Source organism: Pseudoalteromonas sp. S1727, assembly GCF_005886375.1.
Taxonomy (GTDB): Bacteria; Pseudomonadota; Gammaproteobacteria; order Enterobacterales; family Alteromonadaceae; genus Pseudoalteromonas; species Pseudoalteromonas haloplanktis.
Genome location: NZ_PNDT01000010.1, coordinates 1 through 21985, shown reverse-complemented (window position 1 = coordinate 21985; position 21985 = coordinate 1). Strand labels below are relative to the sequence as shown.

General features: G+C 41.9%; 20 protein-coding genes. 7 read left to right on the top strand and 13 right to left on the bottom strand.

Going from position 1 to position 21985, the window contains the following annotated elements; translation table 11 throughout:
- Positions 1–40 precede the first annotated feature (40 nt).
- Positions 41–1675, top strand: coding sequence for a gamma-glutamyltransferase (gene ggt / locus CWB85_RS02745; RefSeq protein ID WP_493850890.1), 1635 nt, complete (start codon positions 41–43; stop codon positions 1673–1675).
- A 338-nt stretch (positions 1676–2013) separates the two neighbouring features.
- Here the strand turns inward: ggt and CWB85_RS02740 are convergent, their stop codons facing one another.
- From CWB85_RS02740 to CWB85_RS02725, 4 genes are all read right to left on the bottom strand, one after another.
- Positions 2014–2772, bottom strand: a complete 759-nt coding sequence (locus tag CWB85_RS02740; protein ID WP_055011845.1) for a hypothetical protein — start codon at positions 2770–2772, stop codon at positions 2014–2016.
- A gap of 94 nt (positions 2773–2866) precedes the next feature.
- On the bottom strand, positions 2867–3184 hold the full coding sequence (locus tag CWB85_RS02735; protein WP_138554045.1) for a hypothetical protein: 318 nt from the start codon (positions 3182–3184) through the stop codon (positions 2867–2869).
- A gap of 160 nt (positions 3185–3344) precedes the next feature.
- On the bottom strand, positions 3345–3683 hold the full coding sequence (locus CWB85_RS02730; RefSeq protein ID WP_138554044.1) for a hypothetical protein: 339 nt from the start codon (positions 3681–3683) through the stop codon (positions 3345–3347).
- Positions 3684–4014: 331 nt separating this feature from the next.
- Positions 4015–4344, bottom strand: a complete 330-nt coding sequence (locus tag CWB85_RS02725; RefSeq protein WP_016707957.1) for an SUI1 family translation initiation factor — start codon at positions 4342–4344, stop codon at positions 4015–4017.
- A gap of 158 nt (positions 4345–4502) precedes the next feature.
- Here CWB85_RS02725 and CWB85_RS02720 point away from each other — a divergent pair, with 158 nt between their 5' ends.
- The 4 genes from CWB85_RS02720 (at position 4503) to CWB85_RS02705 (ending at position 8451) form a co-directional block, all read left to right on the top strand.
- A complete protein-coding gene (locus CWB85_RS02720) occupies positions 4503–4808 on the top strand; it encodes an STAS domain-containing protein (protein ID WP_016707956.1) in 306 nt (101 codons plus the stop codon).
- On the top strand, positions 4808–6454 hold the full coding sequence (locus tag CWB85_RS02715) for a fused response regulator/phosphatase (RefSeq protein WP_138554043.1): 1647 nt from the start codon (positions 4808–4810) through the stop codon (positions 6452–6454). The genes CWB85_RS02720 and CWB85_RS02715 overlap by 1 nt, the downstream gene beginning before the upstream one ends.
- 67 nt (positions 6455–6521) lie before the next feature.
- Positions 6522–7181 carry a histidine kinase gene (locus tag CWB85_RS02710; RefSeq protein WP_138554042.1) on the top strand — a complete coding sequence of 220 codons (660 nt, stop codon included), beginning with the start codon at positions 6522–6524 and terminating at the stop codon, positions 7179–7181.
- A gap of 79 nt (positions 7182–7260) precedes the next feature.
- Positions 7261–8451, top strand: coding sequence for an amino acid aminotransferase (locus tag CWB85_RS02705; RefSeq protein WP_016707953.1), 1191 nt, complete (start codon positions 7261–7263; stop codon positions 8449–8451).
- Positions 8452–8530: 79 nt separating this feature from the next.
- Here the strand turns inward: CWB85_RS02705 and CWB85_RS02700 are convergent, their stop codons facing one another.
- The 9 genes from CWB85_RS02700 to CWB85_RS02660 form a co-directional block, all read right to left on the bottom strand.
- A complete protein-coding gene (locus tag CWB85_RS02700; protein ID WP_138554041.1) occupies positions 8531–9370 on the bottom strand; it encodes a Tim44 domain-containing protein in 840 nt (279 codons plus the stop codon).
- Between the two features lie 188 nt (positions 9371–9558).
- Complete coding sequence (locus tag CWB85_RS02695) at positions 9559–10353, bottom strand: DUF3379 family protein (protein ID WP_138554040.1); 795 nt, start codon at positions 10351–10353, stop codon at positions 9559–9561.
- On the bottom strand, positions 10353–10910 hold the full coding sequence (locus tag CWB85_RS02690; RefSeq protein WP_036980711.1) for a sigma-70 family RNA polymerase sigma factor: 558 nt from the start codon (positions 10908–10910) through the stop codon (positions 10353–10355). The genes CWB85_RS02695 and CWB85_RS02690 overlap by 1 nt, the downstream gene beginning before the upstream one ends.
- Before the next feature lie 69 nt (positions 10911–10979).
- A complete protein-coding gene (locus CWB85_RS02685; protein WP_138554039.1) occupies positions 10980–12623 on the bottom strand; it encodes a BatD family protein in 1644 nt (547 codons plus the stop codon).
- Positions 12617–14515: a vWA domain-containing protein gene (locus CWB85_RS02680; RefSeq protein WP_138554038.1), complete on the bottom strand. Its 1899-nt coding sequence runs from the start codon at positions 14513–14515 to the stop codon at positions 12617–12619. Before CWB85_RS02680 ends, CWB85_RS02685 begins: the two co-directional genes overlap by 7 nt.
- Positions 14515–15501: a vWA domain-containing protein gene (locus CWB85_RS02675; RefSeq protein ID WP_138554037.1), complete on the bottom strand. Its 987-nt coding sequence runs from the start codon at positions 15499–15501 to the stop codon at positions 14515–14517. The genes CWB85_RS02680 and CWB85_RS02675 overlap by 1 nt, the downstream gene beginning before the upstream one ends.
- Positions 15494–15931, bottom strand: coding sequence for a DUF4381 domain-containing protein (locus CWB85_RS02670; RefSeq protein WP_016707946.1), 438 nt, complete (start codon positions 15929–15931; stop codon positions 15494–15496). Before CWB85_RS02670 ends, CWB85_RS02675 begins: the two co-directional genes overlap by 8 nt.
- Position 15932: 1 nt before the next feature.
- On the bottom strand, positions 15933–16877 hold the full coding sequence (locus CWB85_RS02665; RefSeq protein WP_016707945.1) for a DUF58 domain-containing protein: 945 nt from the start codon (positions 16875–16877) through the stop codon (positions 15933–15935).
- 3 nt (positions 16878–16880) lie between these two features.
- Positions 16881–17837, bottom strand: a complete 957-nt coding sequence (locus CWB85_RS02660) for an AAA family ATPase (RefSeq protein WP_016707944.1) — start codon at positions 17835–17837, stop codon at positions 16881–16883.
- A gap of 286 nt (positions 17838–18123) precedes the next feature.
- Between CWB85_RS02660 and fadI the strand changes: the two genes are divergently transcribed.
- Together fadI and fadJ are read left to right on the top strand one after the other, a co-directional pair.
- Positions 18124–19434 carry an acetyl-CoA C-acyltransferase FadI gene (gene fadI / locus CWB85_RS02655; protein WP_138554036.1) on the top strand — a complete coding sequence of 437 codons (1311 nt, stop codon included), beginning with the start codon at positions 18124–18126 and terminating at the stop codon, positions 19432–19434.
- Positions 19434–21737, top strand: coding sequence for a fatty acid oxidation complex subunit alpha FadJ (gene fadJ, locus CWB85_RS02650; protein ID WP_138554035.1), 2304 nt, complete (start codon positions 19434–19436; stop codon positions 21735–21737). The genes fadI and fadJ overlap by 1 nt, the downstream gene beginning before the upstream one ends.
- The last annotated feature ends 248 nt before the right edge of the window (positions 21738–21985 follow it).

Sequence of the window (21985 nt, the reverse complement as noted above, 5' to 3'; positions counted from 1 at the left end):
TTCAGGCGCTAAGCATTTGCTGATTTTCAGTCTTGTTATTATGCAAGTACAAATAACGGTACTGGCTGCGGGCAAAACCGCGCAAGCCGCTGTTGCTATGCCCGATAGTTATAGTAGTGATACCGCCAGAGCTATTTTAGAGCACGGTGGCAACGCTGTTGATGCGGCAATTGCAGCCCAGTTCGTGTTAGCGGTTACTTTACCTGAGGCGGGTAATATTGGAGGCGGTGGTTTTATGCTGATCCAAAAAGACGGACAAGGCGATTTTATTGATTATCGTGAAACTGCCCCCAGTGCGGCGCACCGTGATATGTACTTGGATGATAAAGGCAATGTGATTGCCAATAAATCGGTTTACGGTATTCACGCCAGTGGCGTACCAGGTAGCGTGGCTGGCATGTGGCTTGCCCACCAAAAACACGGCACGCTTGACTGGAAAACCCTTGTGCAGCCCGCCGTTAAGCTCGCCGAACAGGGCTTTATCGTCCATCCAAAACTGGCCAACAGCATTGAGCGCTATATTGCGCGTATGGCCAAAAAAGACGTAAAAATTAACTTTGTTGATTATTTCGCCAGTGCCAAAGCCAATGAAAACTTTAAGCAGCCAGAGCTTGCAGCTACTTTAAAACGTATTCGCGACCAAGGTAAAGCAGGCTTTTATGAAGGCGAAACAGCCAAGATCATTGCAGACTTTATGAGTGAGCATGGTGGGATTATCACTGCTGCTGATTTAAAAGCATATCAAGCAAAATCACGTACACCAATGAAAGCAACTTGGAATGGTTATGAAGTACTTACATCACCACCGCCAAGCTCTGGCGGCATTGCAATTGTACAATGGTTAAAAATGTATGAGTTGGCTAAACCTGCCGCCGGCCTTGAACATAACTCGACTGGCTATATTCACTTATTAGCTGAAATTGGTAAACGGGTATTTGCCGATAGAGCAGAGTACTTAGGCGATCCTGACTTTTTCGATGTACCAAAAGCAGAGTTAATCGCCAGTGATTACCTTAAAAAGCGCAGTAGTACCATTACCCTTGATAAAATATCGACCACCGAAGATATTAAACCTGGTCTATATGAAAGCGAACAAACCACGCATTTTTCAATTGTTGATAAATGGGGCAATGCAGTATCGAATACCACTACCATTAACTTAGGTTACGGCAGTGGCGTAGTGGTCGCAGGTGCAGGTTTTTTGCTTAATGATGAAATGGATGACTTTAGCGCAAAATCTGGGGTGATGAACGTTTTTGGCGCGCTCGGCGGCAAAGCCAACGAAATACAGCCGCATAAGCGCATGCTTAGCTCAATGACGCCAACTATTTTACTCAAAGATAATAAAGTAAAAATGGTCACCGGCTCACCAGGTGGCACCACCATTATTAGCTCAGTGTATGAATCTATATTAAACGCGGTGGAATTTAATATGACTGCTGATGAAGTCGTAAACAGCCCACGCTTTCATCATCAACTTTGGCCTAAAAACGTTATTCGCCATCACCCAGGTTTAGATGCCGGCGTTGTCAAAGCGCTTGAAAAAATGGGTTATACACTTGATGAACGCCGTTTTGGTGATATGCACGTGATCATCGAACGCGATGGTAAGCTTGATGCCGGCTCAGAAGCCTCAGGGCGCGGCAAAGCGGTGGTATTTGATCTTGAGCTGTAAGTGGTTAGCCGTAAGCTGTCAGTTTGCACGGTGTTAAATTAAAGGCCGTAGATACAAGGAAACTAGCTAAGTTTTAGGGGCTAGGTGATTAGGTTTTAGGCTTTAGGTGCTAGGTAACTAGGAGCTAGGTAACTAGGAGCTAGGGGAGTATGTTGTAGGCGCGAGTTTATCTCGCGCTTTGGGCATTATAAAATATACGCTAATTGCTGACAGCTAATAACAGTGCCTGACGTAAACTAGGAATTAGAATTATCGATTGTCTTCAAAGTGCCATGAGCGGTCATTGGAAACGCCAAGCTAAGCGGCACAGTTTACTGTGTCCTTGCTTGAGCGCCTTGTTAGTGCTGTATTTGCACAAAATGTAAATGGACACCAAATAAAGAGGATGCCTTGGAGCTACCATTTCGATACTCAACGTTTACTGCAAATGGAAGATTTCTGGAACTCATTCCTCCACCCGCTTTAATTAGATAGCTCATGTCTAGAGTAGGTTTCAAAGTTACTTCAGCAAACTCATAGCCTTGCTTAGTCAATTCATCAGCATTTAAACAACTTAATAAATCTTTTTTTGATAATAATGGTGCAATAGAAGATGAGTAGCTACTAAATCTAGTTCCTATTTTCAGAGTCTTTTCACAGCCAGAATTTTTATCTCCCAATATGGTGACAGACTCAATGAAAATATCTTCGGGATTATCGTTATAGCCTATCAGACGAAGGACGTTCTCATTACTTACGAAGTCTTTCATTATATTCAAGTCGAATCTGATACCTGATATAGAGCTAACAATTGGAGATTCTTTTAGTGCTTCTTGCGCCTTCGTTGTCAATTTTACTTTCGAATACTCATTAATTGTATCTATTGCCCACTGCCTGACATATTTATCCGTTTTATCAGACTCTTGCTTTAATATATCCACAGCTAACTCAATATTCTTAACGTTAATTTCTTGTTCTTTAAGTGCATTTGTATACATCGTGCCGACAAAGGCTATCAAAGGAGCGATGATTACTATTCCCAATATTTTTAGAATATCCCAGCCATCTTTTTTATCTGCAGGCTCCATTATTACTCTTACATTTTGCTCTGTGCTCACAGTAATACTCCATAAATAGCACTAACGCCCAAAGCAGCGGCGCGCGTTAGCGCGTCCAGCCCACAGGGCGATGCTGCCTTTGCTTGTTATATTTTTAATACTCTTCACCTTCGTCACCCACAACCTTAGCATTTAATATTTTGGCGATCTTTTTAGCTTTTTTAAGCTGCGCTTTATCGGTACCAATAGTTATTGAGCCATTTGAATAAGTAAAAGAGTACTTTTTTTTGAGAATTGGACTGGTCCAAACACAGCTGTTCGGAGTTGAAACTTCAATTTCTTCGCCTGTCTGAGGATTTACGGCTATCGCCGTATTTTGAACCGACAATGATTTGTCTTGCTCACACACGGCTAACCATTCCTCTACAGAGATTTGATTCTCACGTTTTATGTGCAAATTGTATCCGGCCATAGATTTTCCTGATGCCAATAAAAGCAGTGAGACTAAGAGTATTCGTATGTTCATAAGAAAATATAACGCCCGCATAAAATGCGGATAATGCTTGGCTATAATTAGCGAAGAATGAGCGCCAGCCAAGCGTTTGACGTCATTTTTGATGCGTTTGTTATGTTTAATTTGCTAAGTTACCAATAATTGCTGCAAGTAAAGTCATTAAACCAAAACTTCTACAAACAGCAATAAAACGATCATACTTTTGTTCATTATCTCTTTTGTCATAATGGTCTATTATTTGAGCTAATAAAATTAGGCAGCCAAACCCAAAAGCAGTGCAAGCTATATAAATGGAAGTGCCATATAGTGTAAGTTCAGCATCTTCATCTAAAGGTAAATAGAGCTCCTCAAAATAAATACCATACCCACCATAAGTGATTAAGGCTAAAATCAAAAGTACATTAAATACTCTATGAGTTCGAGTTAGAGAGTTTGGTACATACTGCTCTTTTTTCATACGCCAAACTTCCTTTTAAACATAACAATTTAATAGTGCGCTCATCGCGCATATTTCTGCCAACTTAACGCTCATTTATCTACTTTATATAGTTTTAACAAATTATCTAAGGTATTACTATCACTAAGTTTTCTAAAGTTTCAGATAAATTTAAATAAACCAATATGCGCTCAAGGCTCATTTTCATGAATATGTGTGCAAAGAGCAGTTTAACCAATCAATTAACGACGATATTTAGCCAATCTCAATGACAGCTTATCGCTCAAGCCCGTCGCTCAGATTGTCATGAACTACTCATTAAATACCCGTAAACACTATAAAACCGAGGGGCTTAGCCCCCGGCAATTTTTACTTTGAATTTAAGTGCTTCTAGAATGGCTTTGAGTTTTTCGCGGTCGTCGCCTTGGACTTCAATGATGCCGTCTTTTACTGCGCCGCCTTGGCCCATTTTACTTTTGATTGTTTTGGCGAGTTTTTTTAGATCGTGTTGTTCGCTGTCGATGCCGGTTACTAACATAACACCTTTGCCTTTACGGCCTTTAGTTTGGCGTTCGATGCGCAGGGCGCCGTCTTTAAATACTTTACTTGCCACTTCTTTACTTGGCTTGGGTTGGCTGATCCGGCCTGTTTCGGTTGAATAAACGAGATTACTATCACTCATGCTTAACCTGCATTGAAAAAGTTAAATAAACAATGAAGTAGATAATAACAAATCTAATAACAAATTTGTGTGTGGCGGGTTTTATTTTTGCTGATTTATCATTAAGCAGTTATATTTAATACTCATTAAGAATGGATAATCTGATCAGGAGTTAACTAATGAGTTTAAGCAAGAGTGCCTCAGCTGATGGTGCGACACTCACTATTCAAATTAAAGGGAAATTTGACTTTAATTTAGTGCAGTCGTTTCGACAGGCCTATGCCGATATAAGCGAAAAAACCGCTAAAATTGTGATTGATCTGCGTGAGACCGATTACATGGATAGTTCGGCGCTTGGCATGCTATTAAACATGAAAAAAACTTTGGGCACTTCTGTTGATGCAATTCAAATAAGTAATTGTCAGCCACAATTAAAGAAGATCCTACAAATATCTCGATTTGATAAAAAGTTTGATATTGATTGATGCACATTCTTGTTGTTGATGATCAACCTCTTAATTGTACGCTGTTAAAAGTGATGTTGGAGCAACAAGATTATCAGGTATCCACTGCCGAGAATGGCGTTGAGGCGCTAGCTATATTAGAGCAGCAAAGCATTGATATTGTGTTACTCGATGTCATTATGCCAATTATGGATGGCTACGAAACCGCTGCAAAAATTAAACAGCGTTATAATGAAGTACACCTACCGGTTATTTTTATTACCTCGTTAGAAGACCAAAGTAGTTTTGAGCGCTGTTTAGAAGTGGGGGGCGATGACTTTATTCATAAACCGTTCGATAAAGTTATTTTAACCGCAAAAATAAAAGCCCACAGCCGTACCCGCAAATTAAGCTTAAAAACTCACGAGCAAAATAAGCTTTTAGAATATCATTACAATCAAACCGAGCGCGAACACGAAATCGTTGAGCATATTTTTAATAATGCGCTAGAAAACCAAGATAAATTTACTGACAATATTGATTTTCATCTGTCACCCGCCTCGATGTTTAATGGTGATATGTGCTTGATTGCGCAAAGTCCGATTGGCAGTTTGTATTGTATGCTGGGGGATTTTACCGGCCACGGCTTAGCAGCAGCTGTGGGGGCGTTACCGGCGTCTAAAGTTTTTTACACTATGGTTAATAAAGGCATGGCGGTCAGTGATATTGCCACTGAAGTTAATGCGATACTAGCGCAATTACTGCCAGGTAATATGTTTTGTGCGGCGACGATTATTGAGTTAAGCAGTTCAGGGAAAAGTATTTCAGCCTGGCTTGGCGGTCTACCAGATGCTTATTTAATTGATCAAAATGGCAATGTGCTAAAAACCTTAGAGTCACAACATATGGCATTGGGGGTTTTAGACAGCGATGAGTTTGAGCGAGAATTAGTTCATTTTGAAGTAGACGAGAGCATGCGCTTGGTATTAGCTACCGATGGCATAATTGAAACCACCAATGCGCAAGATGAATTTTTTGGCGAGCAGCGTTTTATTGAGGCATTGGCCAGTAAGGCGAAAGTGAATAGTCATGATGTGATCGCTAAAGTGACACAGTTTGCTCATGGCAGTGCACAACAAGATGATCTTAGTTTAGTGTTGTTTAATTGTGTTGCGGTTCCTCCTTTGGCTGAAGAGCAAGAGCCGTACTCACGATTACCGTTTAATTTTTCGTTAACACTCAATTCTCAGCAAATAAAACAAACCGATCCGGTGCTGGAAATTGTCGAGGTTTTGTCGCAAGTTGGCGGGCTTAAAGCGCATCGCTCAGATATTTTTTTGTTGCTGTCGGAGGCTTATAATAATGCGCTTGATCATGGCGTGTTAGGCCTTGATTCTGCGATTAAAAATAAAGAGGATGGTTTTATTGAGTATTACCAACTCAGAGAAGCCACTCTGGCAAAGTTAGTGGATGCCCTGATCATTGTCGATATACGCTATTGCCCTGAAACATTGAGCCTATATTTTACTATTTGTGATTCGGGTAATGGTTTTTCAAACACAGATAGTAGTGCTACCAGTAATAATCGAGAGCATGGTCGTGGCCTCTCTATTTTAGAAGAAATCGCAGAGCAGGTGACTTATAACGCATCGGGTAACCAAATTGAAATGTGTTATAAATTACAGTAATAACAAAGCTAGTCGTGGTTGCTTAGCCATGCTATGATTTGCTTCTTTTAGATGTTTGGATGGCTAAATGATTTCTTCTTATTTATCTCATGCACAGTTAGATGTGCCTGCTCAGTTAGTCTCTGATGAGCTTGCTAAGCTCGAAAATTATTTATCAAGTCACTCGCTTCCTGCTGTTCGTTGGCAGTATCAAATCCCTGAACTTGGTGAGGGTGGGGCGTGTAGCATATTTGGTTATTTACAGGATGAGCCGTTTAAACTGACTGATTTTTTACAGCAAGACCAGCAAACCAGCCATAAACTTGCTCAATTACAGTTGATTGTTGATTACGTTGTCGCACAAACCAATGTAGATTGGTACGGCATCTACCAAAGCACTGCAACACCAGAGGGTGAGCAACTACTTAAACTTGCCTATTTTGGCGCACCAAGTAGGCCGTTATTTCCCCTAACTGAAGCATTTGCCGCCGGTAGTAACAATGTGCAAGTGGCGCTGAGCAGTAAAGGTCGGGTGATCAATAACGTTGAGCAATATTTAGCGAAGGGTGGGGAGTACTATACTTGCGACCCGAAAGTAAAATCCGAGGCCTGTTTACCGCTTTTTGATAGCGAAAATCGCTGCGTTGGAATCGTCGATGGCGAAGCCTTTAATAACGATTTTTTCAATCAAAAAATATTAGCGCTATTAATTGCGTGCTGTATTAAAATTCCTCACTTTTTAGTGTAAATAACACTAGTCAATCTAGTGAGCTTTTATGTTAAGCTAAGTGCAACAGCTAACCCCTAAATAACGAAAGAGATAGTCAATGTTCTCAGTATTAAAACCATTACCAACTGATCCTATTCTTGGCCTTATGGCGGCCTATAAGCAAGATACTAACCCAAATAAGATTGACTTAGGGGTTGGTGTTTATAAAGATGAATTTGGCAACACGCCAGTGCTAAGTGCTGTTAAAAAAGCAGAAGCATTTCGCTTAGAAAATGAAACCAGCAAATCATACATTGGTTTAGCGGGTAACTTAGATTTTTGTCAAAAAATGGAAAACCTATTATTAGGTGAGCACCAAGCATTACTTGCTAATCGTGTACGTACGGCGCAAGCCCCAGGTGGTACAGGCGCACTTCGTGTTGCTGCTGAATTTATTGCTCGTTGTAACCCAAACGCGACTATTTGGGTAACCAACCCTACGTGGGCAAACCACATTAGCTTATTTGAAGCGGCTGGGCTGACAGTTAAAGAATACCCGTACTACGATTACGAAAATAAAGATCTATTATTTGATGAAATGATCGCCACGCTTAAGCAAGTGCCTAAAGGCGATGTTGTTTTAGTGCATGCATGTTGCCATAACCCAAGTGGTATGGACTTAAACGAAACACAGTGGAATACGGTTGCAGAGCTGGCTAAAGAAGTTGGTTTTACGCCACTTGTTGATATTGCATATCAAGGTTTTGGTTCAAGCCTTGAGGAAGATGCAAATGGCTTACGCATTTTAGCGAATGCGGTTGAAGAGCTAATTATTTGTTCATCTTGTTCGAAAAACTTTGGTTTATACCGTGAGCGTGTTGGTGCATGTTCTATCATCGCAAAAGATAGCGCAACAGCGGATATTTCAAACTCAGTAATGTTAAGTGTGGTTCGTAGTATTTACTCAATGCCACCTGCACATGGTGCTGATATTGTAAATACAATTTTAAGCAGCACTGAGCTTACACAGCAGTGGCACAGTGAGCTTGATGAAATGCGTAACCGCATTAACGGCCTACGTACTTTGATCAAAGATAGCTTAGCAGCAAAAGGTATCGCTCAAGACTTCTCATTTATTGATCGTCAAAATGGCATGTTCTCTTTCCTAGGTATTAATAAAGAGCAAATTACACGCTTACAAAAAGAGTATGGTATTTATATCGTTGGTTCTAGCCGTGTAAACGTAGCTGGTATCAGCCAAGCAAATATCGATTATTTTGCAAATGCCGTTGCAGATGTTTGTAAATAATCCAATTTAATTGTTTTATTGACTAAAAAAACCGCACTCACTTGTTGTTGTGCGGTTTTATTTTGCCTAGCATCTAGCTCTAACTGTCAATTAAGTCTTCAACGCCAACAATTAACCAAGGCGCATCAGCTGTCGTCTGACGCTCTAAGTGCCATATCTCTAAGATTGGCTCCTCTTTATTATCACCAAGATCGCGGTATTTACCTTTGAAGCGCACGCTGACTTGCCATTTTTGAGGGTGTGTATCCGCTCGAACAAGTTCAGCATCAATAAACATTACTTCAGTAGCTACGCTCTCAATGCCCTCACGCTCAGTTTTAAATTCAGCGACCAACTCGGGGCTTAAATACTCAGCCATCGTTACATAATCAGCATTATTCCACGCAGTTTGTAAAGTGTGGTAATGGCTACGAGCGCCTTGTAAAAAGCCATTCATATCAAAATTAGGTGGTAAGTTAAATGGTACGCTATTGGTGTGATTAAAACCCGTTGCTGTAGCGTGCTCTGGGATAGTTTGCTTCATCTGCCCAGTATTGAACCCGCCTTGCGAATGCGCCATCGCTGGGGCACTTTTGCGGCGCACAATACCCATTACCAGTTTAAAGATGATAAAGGCAATACCGGCCATTAAAATCATTTCGAAGATTTGCATTCCCTCAAAATCATCCCCCATCATCGAGGCAATTAAGCCTCCCGCTAATAAGCCACCAAAAATACCTGCCATCATGCCTTTTTTACTTGATTTTGGCTTTGCAGCAGGTGCGAGTGTGTTGGTATCTGTTTGTTGTTTTTGTGCAGTTTGCTGTGTTTCTGGCGTTTGACCACGCTTTTTACTGCCGAATTTTTTACGTGCTTCAACATCAAAGCTTGCAGTGCACAGCAAAGCAAGTAATGAAAATATAACTATCAGATTTTTCATGAAATTCCTTAAAACAAATTAGAAGCGCGATTCTAAATCAGTTCAAGAAATAGATAAATAGGGACAAAGTTAATTAAGCTTAAAATAGCTTATCAACGTTGATAGTTGACTAATTTTAAAGCAATTAATAAAGAGAGAGGAAGTGTAAATTGCATTGCCGTCGTTACAACGACAATGCAATTTAATCATTAATTTAACCAGCGAATGGCATGGTTAATGCGATCGTTGTAGTGTTCTAACGGCACCCCTAAACTGGCAACTAAAATAGTATCAGCCTCTGGGCCTCGATTTATATGACCTTCAAAGCGATCGTCTTGAAAATCATCTGCGCCAATGCCAAAAGATTGATCCTTTGATGGCACGATAAATACCGTCATGGGGCCGTGCTCCGATTCAAACACCAGATGCAGGCCTTTTTGACCTTTAAAGTCACAAAACATCAAATAGGTTACTTTACCGGGAAGCTCATCTAAGTGGCCACCAAGAACAGCAAACTTTTCGTTGACTGTTTCTAAACTGATTGCTTCAGTTTTTTGTAACGAATTAATTTCATAGTAAACATGCGCAAGCGCATGTTCCCCTGCGGCATATGCAACATTTTGTTCACTACTAAAGAAAAATGCACCTACGGCCACCAATAAAGAGGCTGCCATGGCAAGCGGCAAACGACCTAGTTTAAAGCGTGAGCTTGCCTCAATGACATTATCAGTTGGCTGTTGCAGGTTTGCATCAGTTTGCGCTGTAAACTGTGGCTCACTATCGGGTGCTTCGTTTTCTGCATGGGCTGCGGTATTTGCTAAAATACGCTCAGCAAGACCTTTTGGCACAGGAATATCAAGTGCCTCGGCAAGCTGTGTATCAAATGCTTGCATGTCATCTATAAATGCTTGTCGCTCAGGGTGCTGCTCTGCAAAGTCTAAAAGCTCCTTCTCTGTGCTGTTTGGCTGTGCGCTAACTCGGCGACGAAACTCGAGATCATCCATTATTTTGATGCCCCTTTAAGTTGTTCATCATCACGGCTTAAAGCCTCTTTTAACTGGTTTCTGGCGCGGTATAAACGCGTCATTACGGTATTTTTATTTAAATCTAATATTTCTGCTATCTCTTCACCGGAGCAACCCATCACTACCTGTAATAGTAATGGCTCTCGATATTCATCAGTAAGCTTAGCGATTTGACGTTGGATCACTGTTTGCTCCATTTCGTCATCTAAGCTGACGCTTGTATCATCAACTAAGGTATCGTTTTCAACATCGCTATAATCAAATTGTTTGCGTTCAAAACGGCGGGCATTTTCCCGGCGTAAAATCGTCAGTAGCCATGGTTTTGCGGCTTTTTGATCTAATAATGAATCAAGCGCTCGCCAAGCACGTAAAAACGTTTCTTGGACCAGATCTTCAGCAATATTAGGGTCACGGCATAGCCAATAGGCAAAACGATATAATTCACTATGATAAACATGAACTAGTTTTTCATAGCGTGTTTTTTTCTCTGCCATATCAACTAAGACCTGACTATTCGCGTTTTTATTTCCAAGCATAAGCACTTTTTTATTTATTTTAAGTAATCCGCTGTCCAAGTGCGAGGAGAATTGCTACGCACTTAAACTCTATTTATAAAGTCCTTTTAATACAGCTTGTTGAGATTTACTCTGTCTATTACGCTGCTCTTCTAACAGATTTACAATGGCTGCCAAGTCTACCTCGGTACTATTAGGACTATAGAGGGCTGACTGCAGTTTCGCAATATGTTGACTAAGTTGAATATTATCAACGTCGAGCATTAACTTGTCTATCGCACTATGCGATTGTTTTGTCTGCTGCACCGCATAACGGTTCAATGCCTGATAAAACGCATTTATATCATTGTTTTTACTAGCCTTCTTAAGTTCATTCAGGGATGTCGATGAATCTTTTTTTAGTACTTTAGGCTGACTGCTAACAGCTGTGCGTACAGAACGGCTTCGTAACCATAAAATTAACGTGATCAGCCACAATAAATAACCAATCACGCTAACAATAACTAACCAAATAGGGATATGGCTTACCTGGATTGGTTGTGAAGTTAGCGAGCTTGGCGCTTCGGTTGTTGGTAATGCCGAGGTCGGTGCCGCAGGGGGTGGGGGGACTACGTCGTTACTGCTTGGCGTTACGGTAATGGTACGCGCTGGCAAGGTTGCATAGCTAATACGGTTAATTTTAGTGTTATACCAAGGAACGCTCACTTCTGGCAATGTATAGGTGCCAGGCAATTGTGGCAGTAGAGCATACGATGCAGTTTGTTGTGAAATAACACGGCCATCTCTGACTAAGTGGTTGTTTTCCTTTTCATCGGGATAGCTGCGTATGCCTTTTATTTCAGGTAAATCAATATCGGGTAGTTGCTCTTTGGTGATGCCAAGTGCGGTTAATGTCAGCGTTCGTGTTATTGGTGTGCCAACTTCTACTGTGTCATCCTCTGGCTGCCATTGCTCATCTAAACTGACTAACTCGCTTGGTAACCAGGCACCTTGATAGTCATTGGGAATTGGTTTTATCTCAACGTTTACATCTTCACCCAATGCTGAGACATCTAATTGGCGGTAATCTTGGCGAATTCGTCCCTGAAAGGCGGGTGCTTGAATTGTGTAGTTGCCACTTTTCTGTGGTTGTACTAAATACTCTCGCGTGATGACTAAGTAACGTTTTCCATCAATTAGTTCGTAATCTTCAGCTTGTTTACCTATTTGGCTTAGCTGCGCATCAGGCATCGTTGGGGTGCTTAAATTACCATCAAGCAACTCTTTTGCGAGGTAGAGTTTTACAGTATACAGTCCGGCTTCTTGCACGAATAAGCTGTCGCTAGAAAGCGATGCTTTGATAAATATATCGTTGTTTTGCTCAGCATCTTGGCTACGCTGGGCAACTTTTAACTCTATGGGATCAGAGCTGACACCGGCTACAGTGAATGCGGGGATAGTATAATTCCCAGCATCGCGAGTCATTAGTTTAACAGACCAGTTTGTTTGTTTTGAAATACTGCCATTAATAATATTGGTACGAGTGCTAACAGTCGTTCGGCCAACAACAAAGTCTTTTAACAGCACCGATGTATCTGGTTGGTCATCTTTAATATTGTCGTCCGCACTGATACTGAGCATAAAAAATTCACCCGCTAATACGGGGTTTTTATCAACACTGGCTTGTAGTTGTGTAATCGCCCACGAGGGCATAGCGCTGATAAGCAATAAACAACAGATTAATCGCATTACCATGATTTTTCGACTCCTTGTGGACGGCGTTGATAGTTTCGTTTTTGGGCTTCTAATTGCATTTTGTTACGTAATAAAATAGCGGGATCATCGGGCACTTTGCGCAACAACTGACTCAATTGTTGCGCTTTCTCTTTTTCTTCATTAGTCAGCTCAGCGGTGTGTGCTTGCATGGCTTGCTGTTTGGCCGCTTCTTCAGCCTGTTGCTGTTGTTCAGGACTCAGTTGTGCTTGTGGTTCATCATTTTCGGGTTCATCTTTTGCTTCGCTTTGAGCATCCGTTTGTTGTGCGTCATTCTCATCAGCTTGCTCAGGCTCAGCTTCCATTTGCGGGTCATTTTGTTCATCAGATTGCTGGCCTGATGGTTTCCCATCTTGTTGCTCATCACTTTGCTGGGATTCATCATTTTGTTGAGATTGTTCATCCTGATCGGCTTGCTCACCTTGTTGTGATTTATCTTTATTTTGCTGATCTTGGCCTTGCTCGCCATCTTGAGAGTCTTGGTCTTGATTTTGTTCGCCGTCTTGACCTTCTTGCTGTTGTTGCTGCTCCTGCTGCTGCAGTAGTTGCTCAACTAATGCTTGATTTTCCTTTGCTTGAGTAAAGTTATCTTGCAACTGTTGCGCTTGCTGGTAGGCGTTAATGGCTTCTTCTAGTTTGCCTGCTTTGGCTAGGGCATTGCCGTAATTATATAAACCAGTGGGGCTTTTATCCTCGCTAAATTGGGCTAATGCCGCATCAAAATTCCCTTGCTGATACAGTGCCGCGCCTTTTAATTGACTTGAATCAGCAGTCGCAGCTTGTTCATATTCACCTTGTTGATATGCATCTAGGGCACGTTGATCTTGGTTTTTAAAGAGTGTTGGAAGCGCTACAGCATACGCATTTTGTTGTGGTAAAAAGCACACCACTAAAAATGCAGCGGCAAATGCACCACGGCGAAAAATCCACATCATCATTGGCAACAATATGAACAGGCCATAGATCCCAGCATCTATACGCCATAATGCTTGGCTTTGTTTTTCATTTTTAAGCACTTCACTATTTGCACTGGGTGCAAATGTTTGAATATCCCGAGCGCTGGGCTGGTATGTGGTAAACTTACCACCGCTATTTTTAGCCAAGCTATTAAGTAAACTTGTATTGATAGTTGGCACCACGATTTGCCCGTAACTGTCTTTTAAAAATCCCCCCTCAGGAAGCTTGATTGGCGCACCTTGCTCTGTTCCAACCCCATAAATATTTAAGCGATACGGGTTATTGCCGGTAAATTGACTAATGTCATTTTGTTCACTTTGCTCAATCCCATCGGTCACTAAGATAATGTCACCTTCAAGGTAACCTGCTTGGGTCAATAGCTCTTTGGCAGTATCAAGGCCTGCCAGTACGTTAGAGCCTTTATCGGGCATAATATCTGGGCTTAAGCTTGGGATCAGGTTCTCGAGCGTGGTAGCATCGGTGGTTAAGGGTGAAATCGTATACGCAGTGCCCGCATACGCGACTAAAGCGGTATCACCTTCTTTGAATAACTTAATCATATCCAGTGCTTTAAAGCGTGCTTGCACTAAACGACTAGGCGCTATGTCGGTACTGTACATAGACAGCGACATATCCATTACAATCACCCGGGCATTTTTACTTTGAAATACTGGTACTTGTTTTTCTTCAAAACTAGGACCTGCGCTAAAAATAACGGCTAACACTGCAAATAATGCAATTAGCCACATAGGTTGGCTATGTTGTTGAGTATTGTTGCTGATCACAAACTTTGCTAAATGAGGAGCAATTAACTCAGCTTGCTTAGCATTTTTGTGTTTTAACATTGCAATAGCAAATACGACACACACAGGCACTAATAGCCACAAAACGGTTGGTCGGATAAATTCAAAGTCCATTAGGCCTCCTGTCTTAGTGTTTTTGCGCTAATAAACATAATGCGTAAAGCAATCAAACCCAGTGCAATTAATATAGGGAAATAGAATAAAGCGCTTTGTGGGCGAAACGTTTGCTCGTCAGCACTGATGGGCTCTAGTTTATCTAGCTCTTGGTAAATTTGTTGTAAGCCCGCAACGTCTTTAGCACGAAAATACAGACCACCGGTTTGTTCTGCAATGCGTTTTAATAATCTTTCATCTAGGCTGCCGCCGCTCATGCCACCCATATTAAATAAGCTAAAACCGCGAGGGTTATCTGAGCCTACCCCTATGGTATAGACTTTTATGCCTTCTTCACGAGCAAGTAATAGAGCTTCTTCTGGATCTAAATTGCCCGCTGTATTTTGGCCATCGGTTAATAGCACCACGATACGGTTACTTTCATCTTTATTAGCAAAGCGTTTTACTGATAAACCTAGGGCATCACCGATAGCTGTTGCACGGCCAACTAAGCCAATTTGCGTTTCAGAGAGCATTTGGCTCACTGTTTTTACATCCCGTGTTAGTGGTGTTTGTAAAAAGGCCGTATCGCCAAATAAAATCAGTCCTAAACGGTCACCTTGGCGCTGCTCAATAAAGTCACTTAACACTGCTTTTACCATGGTTAAACGGTCAACATATTGGCCTTGATATGCCATATCTTGCTCGGTCATAGATCCTGATAAATCTACTGCGAGCATGATATCGCGGCCTTCATTAGGTAACGTAATTGGTTCGTCAAGCCAAGTTGGGTTGGCCAGTGCACTCACTAATAAAGCCCAGATCAGCCACTCGAATGCGCTAATACTGCGGGTGTGTTGATGAGCGACTTGTGTGGCTAAATTATGTTTGGCAAAACTTGGAATACGTAATCGGGTATTTCCTTCAGTGTGAACAGGCTTTAAAAAGCGCAATAACCAAGGTAGTGGTAATAATATAAAGAGCCAAGGCCAGCTAAATTCAAACATTCAGTGGCTCCTTTAATTTAAATTGTGAGATGGCGAGTTTTAATTTATTTGCCAGCGCACTCTGCTCACTGTTTGCTTGATAAAGGCTCATTAGTTCACCTTCAGTAAATTGTTGTCCGGTCAGCTTATTAATAGTTTTACACCATTGCTTTGTGCCTTGTGATGCTGCGCTTTGACCGTAGTAATGTAAAACCAAACGCTTGATTAAAATATGTAACTGTTGAGCATCGTCATCATATTGATTACTCAATAGCACAGCGTGTCGCTTGGCTTTTTTAAATTGGTAGGTTTGATACAACTTATAACCTGTAAAGCTAATAGTAAGTAGCAGTATGGCAATAATGACCCACCAAATGGGGGCCAAAGGCCACCAAGACACCTGAGTTGGGACAATGACATCATGTAGGCCATCTAAAGGAGAGGTTTGCATGTTACTTTCTCACTAATTGCAGCTCAAGTGGTGTGGCTGCATTGAATGATATTAAATTAAGACCCGACTTAGTTAAGCGCTCTAAACGTGCAGCAAAGGCTTGTGCAGCAGTTTTAGCAAACTTATCTCGAAAGCTTTTATCCATCAGTGGCAGGGCAAAATCACTGCCGTTGGCGCTGACCGTAACGGTTTGTTTAAACGCTGGAAGCTGGTGTTCGAATGGATCGCTAATATGGCAGCCGATCAACTCGCAGTGCCGACTGAGTATTTCGAGTTGTTTAAAACTGGCATCATCGAGGGCGCTAAAATCAGAGACTAAATACACTAAGCTGCCCGGTTTGGCTAAGTGGTTTAAGCGTTTTAGGTTATCGCTTAGTTTATTAGTGGCAACGTCGTCAATTTGGCTCAGGGCTTGGTGGTGACTATCACATAAATTGTGACACAGTTTTAGTACCGCCTTTTCACGTGCGCTGGGTTTTAGCTCTAAATGACCGTGTTGATTAAACACAATACCGCCAATGCGATCGCCACGCTGGCATGCTGACCATGCAACTAAAGCACTAATATGTGCCGCCTGCACAGATTTAAGTAACAGTTTAGAACCAAATAACATGGAATTAGAAAAGTCGGTAAACACAAATACAGGGCGTTCTTTTTCTTCTTGAAAAAGTTTTGTGTGGGTTTCACCGGTGCGAGCTGTAACCCGCCAATCAATTGAGCGAATATCATCGCCGTGTTGATAATGGCGTACTTCGGCAAATTCCATACCGCGACCTTTATGGGGAGCAAGATACTGACCGGTTAGACTATTTCTGATCTTAACTTTTGGAGCAAGCTCAAGTAAGCGGGCTTTCGCTTTGTAATACATGAGCTCTTTTAACCCTAAGTCGACCCCATGGCTATGACTTAAACGGAGCCACTGTTGATTATCTAATTGCTTTTGCATGGCTTATGGTACGGCAACGAGTTCTAGAATACGGCTAATAACCTGATCTTTAGTAACACCATCAGCTTGTGCTTCATAACTTAAGATAATGCGATGGCGCAGCACGTTATGTAGTACAGCTTGAATATCATCGGGGGCAACAAAATCACGGCCTTGTAACCAAGCATGTGCACGGGCACATTTATCAAGCGCGATTGTCGCACGTGGACTTGCGCCATACTCAATCCAGCTGCCCAGTTGCGCATCCAATTTAGCCCCTTCACGGGTGGCAATGATCAATTGCACTAAATATTGCTCAAGCGGCTCAGCTAAATGCAGGCCTAAAATTGCTTTGCGTGAAGCAAATAAGTCACTTTGGCTAATTTGTTGTGCTGGTGCTTGATGCTCGCTCAGTGCTTCACCGCGGGTAAGGCGTAAAATATCAAGCTCATGTTCTGCGCCTGGGTAGTCAATGCTCAAGTGTAATAAAAAGCGGTCTAATTGCGCTTCAGGAAGGGGGTAAGTTCCTTCTTGTTCAAGCGGGTTTTGAGTAGCCATAACCATAAATAAGTCAGACAGTGGGTAGGTATTTTTGCCAACGGTAACCTGACGTTCAGCCATGGCTTCTAATAATGCTGATTGTACTTTCGCAGGAGCACGGTTAATTTCATCGGCTAAGATGAGGTTATGGAATAAAGGGCCTTTTTCAAACACGAATTCGCTGGTCTGTTGACGATAAATATCAGTACCCGTGACGTCAGCAGGTAATAAGTCTGGGGTGAATTGTACGCGTTGAAATGAACCCTCTACGCCTTTTGCTAGCGCATTAACAGCTCGGGTTTTAGCAAGTCCAGGAGGACCTTCTACTAATAAGTGGCCATCGGCTAAAATAGCGATAAGGAGTGCTTGCGTTAGTTCTGGCTGGCCAATAATTTGGCTGTCTAAATAAGTTTTTAATTGTGAAAATACGTTAGTGGCCATAGTAAAAAAACTGTCCTGATTAGCAAGGTTTATAAAAAGCTTTAATGGTTATTGGGATTATTGTTCTATAACACAAGTGTTAGACTTAAATTTACAAAATAGTTCGTTATTTTTTAACGATTTTTACCCTAGCACACAAATCACACTATTTTTTGTAAATACGTTAAAAAAAGCCTATTGTTGGTAACTAATTATACTATTTTCAATTTCGCTATTGGCTTTAGTACACGGGTTGTTTAGAATCGAGGAAAACAAACAGGTCAGACCTGTCAGCGGGAGAGCATTAATGTCTGAGCAAAACATACTAAAAACAGCAAAGGGCGATCGTATCGCCATCGTCAGTGGTTTACGTACGCCGTTCGCTAAGCAAGCGACAGCATTTCACCATGTACCGGCTCTTGATATGGGTAAGTTAGTGGTTAACGAAATGCTTGAACGTCTTAATTTTAATAAATCTGAAATTGATCAACTGGTATTCGGTCAAGTGGTGCAAATGCCAGAAGCACCTAATATCGCCCGTGAAATCGTATTAGGAACAGGTATGCCGGTTTCTGTTGATGCGTATTCAGTATCACGCGCTTGTGCGACTAGTTTTCAAGCGATTGCCAATGTGGCCGAGTCAATCATGGCAGGCTCCGTGCAAGTGGGTATCGCCGGTGGCGCTGATTCGTCATCTGTACTCCCCATTGGCGTGAGTAAAAAATTAGCGGGTAGTCTGGTTGATTTAAATAAAGCACGTACCTTAGGTCAGCGTTTAAAAATATTTTCAAAGCTGCGCTTAAAAGATTTACTCCCTGTACCGCCAGCCGTTGCAGAATATTCTACCGGTTTATCGATGGGGCAAACAGCTGAGCAAATGGCAAAAACCCATAATATTAGCCGTGAAGATCAAGACGCTTTAGCACATCGCTCGCACACACTTGCTAGCCAAGCATGGGCTGATGGTAAACTTGCTAATGAAGTAATGACTGCGCATGTGGCGCCGTATAAAAGCTTTATCGAGCAAGATAACAATATTCGCCATAACTCAACCGTTGAAGGCTATGCTAAATTAAAGCCGGCTTTTGACCGTCAACATGGTTCTGTAACTGCTGCAAACTCAACACCATTAACAGATGGTGCCGCAGCGGTATTAATGATGAGCGAAAGCAAAGCAAAAGCGTTAGGCTATAACATTTTAGGTTACGTACGTAGCTTTGCATTTTCTGCAATTGGTGTGCATGAAGACATGTTGATGGGACCTGCACACTCAACGCCTATTGCATTAGATAGAGCAGGAATCACACTGGCAGATCTTGATTTAATTGAAATGCATGAAGCATTTGCCGCGCAAACCTTGGCGAACATGAAAATGTTTGCCTCAGACAAGTTTGCTCAGGAAAAGCTTGGCCGTAATAAAGCCATCGGTGAAATTAACATGGATAAGTTTAACGTGATGGGCGGCTCGCTTGCTTATGGTCACCCATTTGCGGCCACCGGCGCACGACTTATCACCCAAAGTTTACATGAACTTAACCGTCGCGGCGGTGGTTTAGCCCTTACAACAGCTTGTGCGGCTGGTGGATTAGGTGCAGCCTTTGTATTGGAGAGTGCGTAATGACAGATTCAGTATTTAGTTTAGAAATAGATGAGCAAAAACTTGCTGTTGTAACTATCGACGTGCCGGGTGAAAAAATGAATACCCTGCGCGACAGCTTTGCAGATGACTTGCAAGCATTGCTTACTGATGCAAAGCAGCAATCAGTAAAAGGCATGGTATTTATTAGCGGTAAAAGTGATAACTTTATCGCCGGTGCTGATGTAAAAATGCTCGATAATGTTGAAAAGCGTGAAGATGCATTAGCAATTAGTGAGCTGTGCCACCGTGCTTTTTTTGATATGAAAAAATTGCCGTTTCCCACTGTAAGCGCTATTCATGGCCCAGCATTAGGCGGTGGGTTAGAGTTCGCGTTAGCCTGTGATTACCGCGTATGTACCGACAGTGATATTACCAAACTAGGCTTGCCCGAAGTACAGCTTGGCTTGTTACCAGGTGGTGGGGGTACACAACGATTACCTAAACTAGTTGGCTTGCAAAAAGCCTTAGAGTGGACCTTAACAGGTAAGCAAATACGCGCTAAACAGGCTAAAAAGTCGGGTTTAGTTGATGACTACGTACCACAAACTGTGTTGTTACGTGTTGCTAAAGAGTTTGCCTTAAAAGGCAAAGCTAAAGCGAGTAAACCAAAACTTGACCGTTTAAGCCAATTGCTTGAGTCAAACCCATTTGGTCGCAATATCATCTTTAAAAAAGCGCAAGAAAATGTGCTGAAAAAAACCGGTGGTCATTATCCTGCGCCACTGGCGATCATCAAAGCAATACGTGCAAGTGTTGAGCTTGATGAACTCAAAGCCTATAAAACAGAGGCTGAAGGGTTTGCTACGTTAGTAATGAGCAGTGAGTCTAAGTCATTACGTGGGATCTTTTTCGCTACCACCGAAATGAAAAAAGAATGGCGTAACGAGGATGCACCTGCAATCACCAAAACAGCTGTACTGGGTGGCGGTTTAATGGGCGCTGGTATTGCACATGTTAGTGCCGTTAAAGCCGGTGTGCCAGTGCGTATTAAAGATGTAGCCGAGCAGGGCATTAGTAATGCCATGAATTACAGCTATAAGATTTTAGATAAAAAGCAAAAACGCCGCATTTTATCTAAAGCTGACCTGCAACAAACCATGAGCAAAATTACCGGTACTACTAATTACAGTGGCTTTAAGCACATTGATTTGGTGATCGAAGCGGTATTTGAAGACTTAAGCCTTAAACAAGGCATGGTGGCGGATGTTGAACGTGAATGCCAAGATAACACTATTTTTGCGAGTAACACCTCATCATTGCCGATCTCACAAATTGCAGCAGAAGCTGCCCGCCCAGAGAATGTAATAGGCTTACATTATTTCTCACCGGTTGAAAAAATGCCATTGGTTGAAATCATCCCACACGAAGGTACTTCACAAGAGACCATCGCGCGGATTGTAAACTTTGCCCGTAAGCAAGGTAAAACGCCGATAGTGGTAAAAGACAAAGCAGGATTTTATGTAAACCGTATTCTTGCCCCGTATGTGAATGAAGCGGCTAACTTATTACTTGCTGGTGAGCCTATCGAGAAGATAGATGCGGCACTTGTTGAATTTGGTTTCCCAGTTGGACCACTTGCTTTACTTGACGAAGTGGGTATTGATATTGGCTCTAAAATTGCCCCAATACTTGAAAAGGAACTGGGCGATCGCTTTAAAGCCCCTGATGCATTTTCACGTTTGATTGATGCTAAACGCTTAGGCCGTAAAACGGGTCGCGGTTTTTATCTTTATGATAAAAAGAGCAAAAAAGTGGATGAATCAGTCTATGAATTGTTAGGTGTTAGCCCATCGCCACGTTTAAACAAAAGTGAAATTGCGAAACGCTGTGTATCGCAAATGCTTAATGAAGCTGCTCGATGTTTAGATGAAGGCATTATTGCCAGCCCGCGTGATGGTGATATTGGTGCTATATTTGGTATCGGCTTCCCGCCGTTCTTAGGCGGTCCATTTAGTTATATGGACAAGTTGGGCGCGGATAAAGTCAGTTCAGAAATGGCCACTTTTGCAAACTATAATGCGGTATTCGCCCCGTGTGCACCATTAGTTGCGATGGCGGATACTGGCGCAAGCTTTTATCAAGTCACGCCTGTTCAACATGCTAAACCTGCAAATCAACAAGAGGTAGTGCAGGACGACGTTACTGCAACAGAGAGTCCTACGGTCACATCCAATGACACGGATAATGAACAGCTTGATGAACAAAATACACCAGTGTTAGCAACTGATAGCGAAGAAGTGGCAGAACCTGATACTGCAGATAGCAGCAAAGAAAAGAAATAGTCTTTGAGCTTTATTTGTTATAAGAACGCACTTTAAGTGCGTTTTTTTATGCTTATTGATTGATATAATACCAATCGACTTAAATATTTAACCATTCTAGCGGGCTAAATAAAGCGCTAACTGCGTTATAAATTTTTCATGTAGAACAACTACATGTCAAAATTTATGCCTTGTTATCACTGTATTTATCTGTCGCTATAAATGGTCAGTAACTTAACACGATTGGTATAATCACTGTTCAGCGGTCG

What these genes read in the sequence shown, in the direction of transcription:
- ggt (WP_493850890.1), top strand. Translation starts at nt 41, where the DNA reads ATGCAAGTACAAATAACGGTACTGGCTGCGGGCAAAACCGCGCAAGCC.
- CWB85_RS02735 (WP_138554045.1), bottom strand. Translation starts at nt 3,184, where the DNA reads ATGGCCGGATACAATTTGCACATAAAACGTGAGAATCAAATCTCTGTA.
- CWB85_RS02730 (WP_138554044.1), bottom strand. Translation starts at nt 3,683, where the DNA reads ATGAAAAAAGAGCAGTATGTACCAAACTCTCTAACTCGAACTCATAGA.
- CWB85_RS02725 (WP_016707957.1), bottom strand. Translation starts at nt 4,344, where the DNA reads ATGAGTGATAGTAATCTCGTTTATTCAACCGAAACAGGCCGGATCAGC.
- CWB85_RS02720 (WP_016707956.1), top strand. Translation starts at nt 4,503, where the DNA reads ATGAGTTTAAGCAAGAGTGCCTCAGCTGATGGTGCGACACTCACTATT.
- CWB85_RS02715 (WP_138554043.1), top strand. Translation starts at nt 4,808, where the DNA reads ATGCACATTCTTGTTGTTGATGATCAACCTCTTAATTGTACGCTGTTA.
- CWB85_RS02710 (WP_138554042.1), top strand. Translation starts at nt 6,522, where the DNA reads ATGATTTCTTCTTATTTATCTCATGCACAGTTAGATGTGCCTGCTCAG.
- CWB85_RS02705 (WP_016707953.1), top strand. Translation starts at nt 7,261, where the DNA reads ATGTTCTCAGTATTAAAACCATTACCAACTGATCCTATTCTTGGCCTT.
- CWB85_RS02700 (WP_138554041.1), bottom strand. Translation starts at nt 9,370, where the DNA reads ATGAAAAATCTGATAGTTATATTTTCATTACTTGCTTTGCTGTGCACT.
- CWB85_RS02695 (WP_138554040.1), bottom strand. Translation starts at nt 10,353, where the DNA reads ATGGATGATCTCGAGTTTCGTCGCCGAGTTAGCGCACAGCCAAACAGC.
- CWB85_RS02690 (WP_036980711.1), bottom strand. Translation starts at nt 10,910, where the DNA reads ATGCTTGGAAATAAAAACGCGAATAGTCAGGTCTTAGTTGATATGGCA.
- CWB85_RS02685 (WP_138554039.1), bottom strand. Translation starts at nt 12,623, where the DNA reads ATGGTAATGCGATTAATCTGTTGTTTATTGCTTATCAGCGCTATGCCC.
- CWB85_RS02680 (WP_138554038.1), bottom strand. Translation starts at nt 14,515, where the DNA reads ATGGACTTTGAATTTATCCGACCAACCGTTTTGTGGCTATTAGTGCCT.
- CWB85_RS02675 (WP_138554037.1), bottom strand. Translation starts at nt 15,501, where the DNA reads ATGTTTGAATTTAGCTGGCCTTGGCTCTTTATATTATTACCACTACCT.
- CWB85_RS02670 (WP_016707946.1), bottom strand. Translation starts at nt 15,931, where the DNA reads ATGCAAACCTCTCCTTTAGATGGCCTACATGATGTCATTGTCCCAACT.
- CWB85_RS02665 (WP_016707945.1), bottom strand. Translation starts at nt 16,877, where the DNA reads ATGCAAAAGCAATTAGATAATCAACAGTGGCTCCGTTTAAGTCATAGC.
- CWB85_RS02660 (WP_016707944.1), bottom strand. Translation starts at nt 17,837, where the DNA reads ATGGCCACTAACGTATTTTCACAATTAAAAACTTATTTAGACAGCCAA.
- fadI (WP_138554036.1), top strand. Translation starts at nt 18,124, where the DNA reads ATGTCTGAGCAAAACATACTAAAAACAGCAAAGGGCGATCGTATCGCC.
- fadJ (WP_138554035.1), top strand. Translation starts at nt 19,434, where the DNA reads ATGACAGATTCAGTATTTAGTTTAGAAATAGATGAGCAAAAACTTGCT.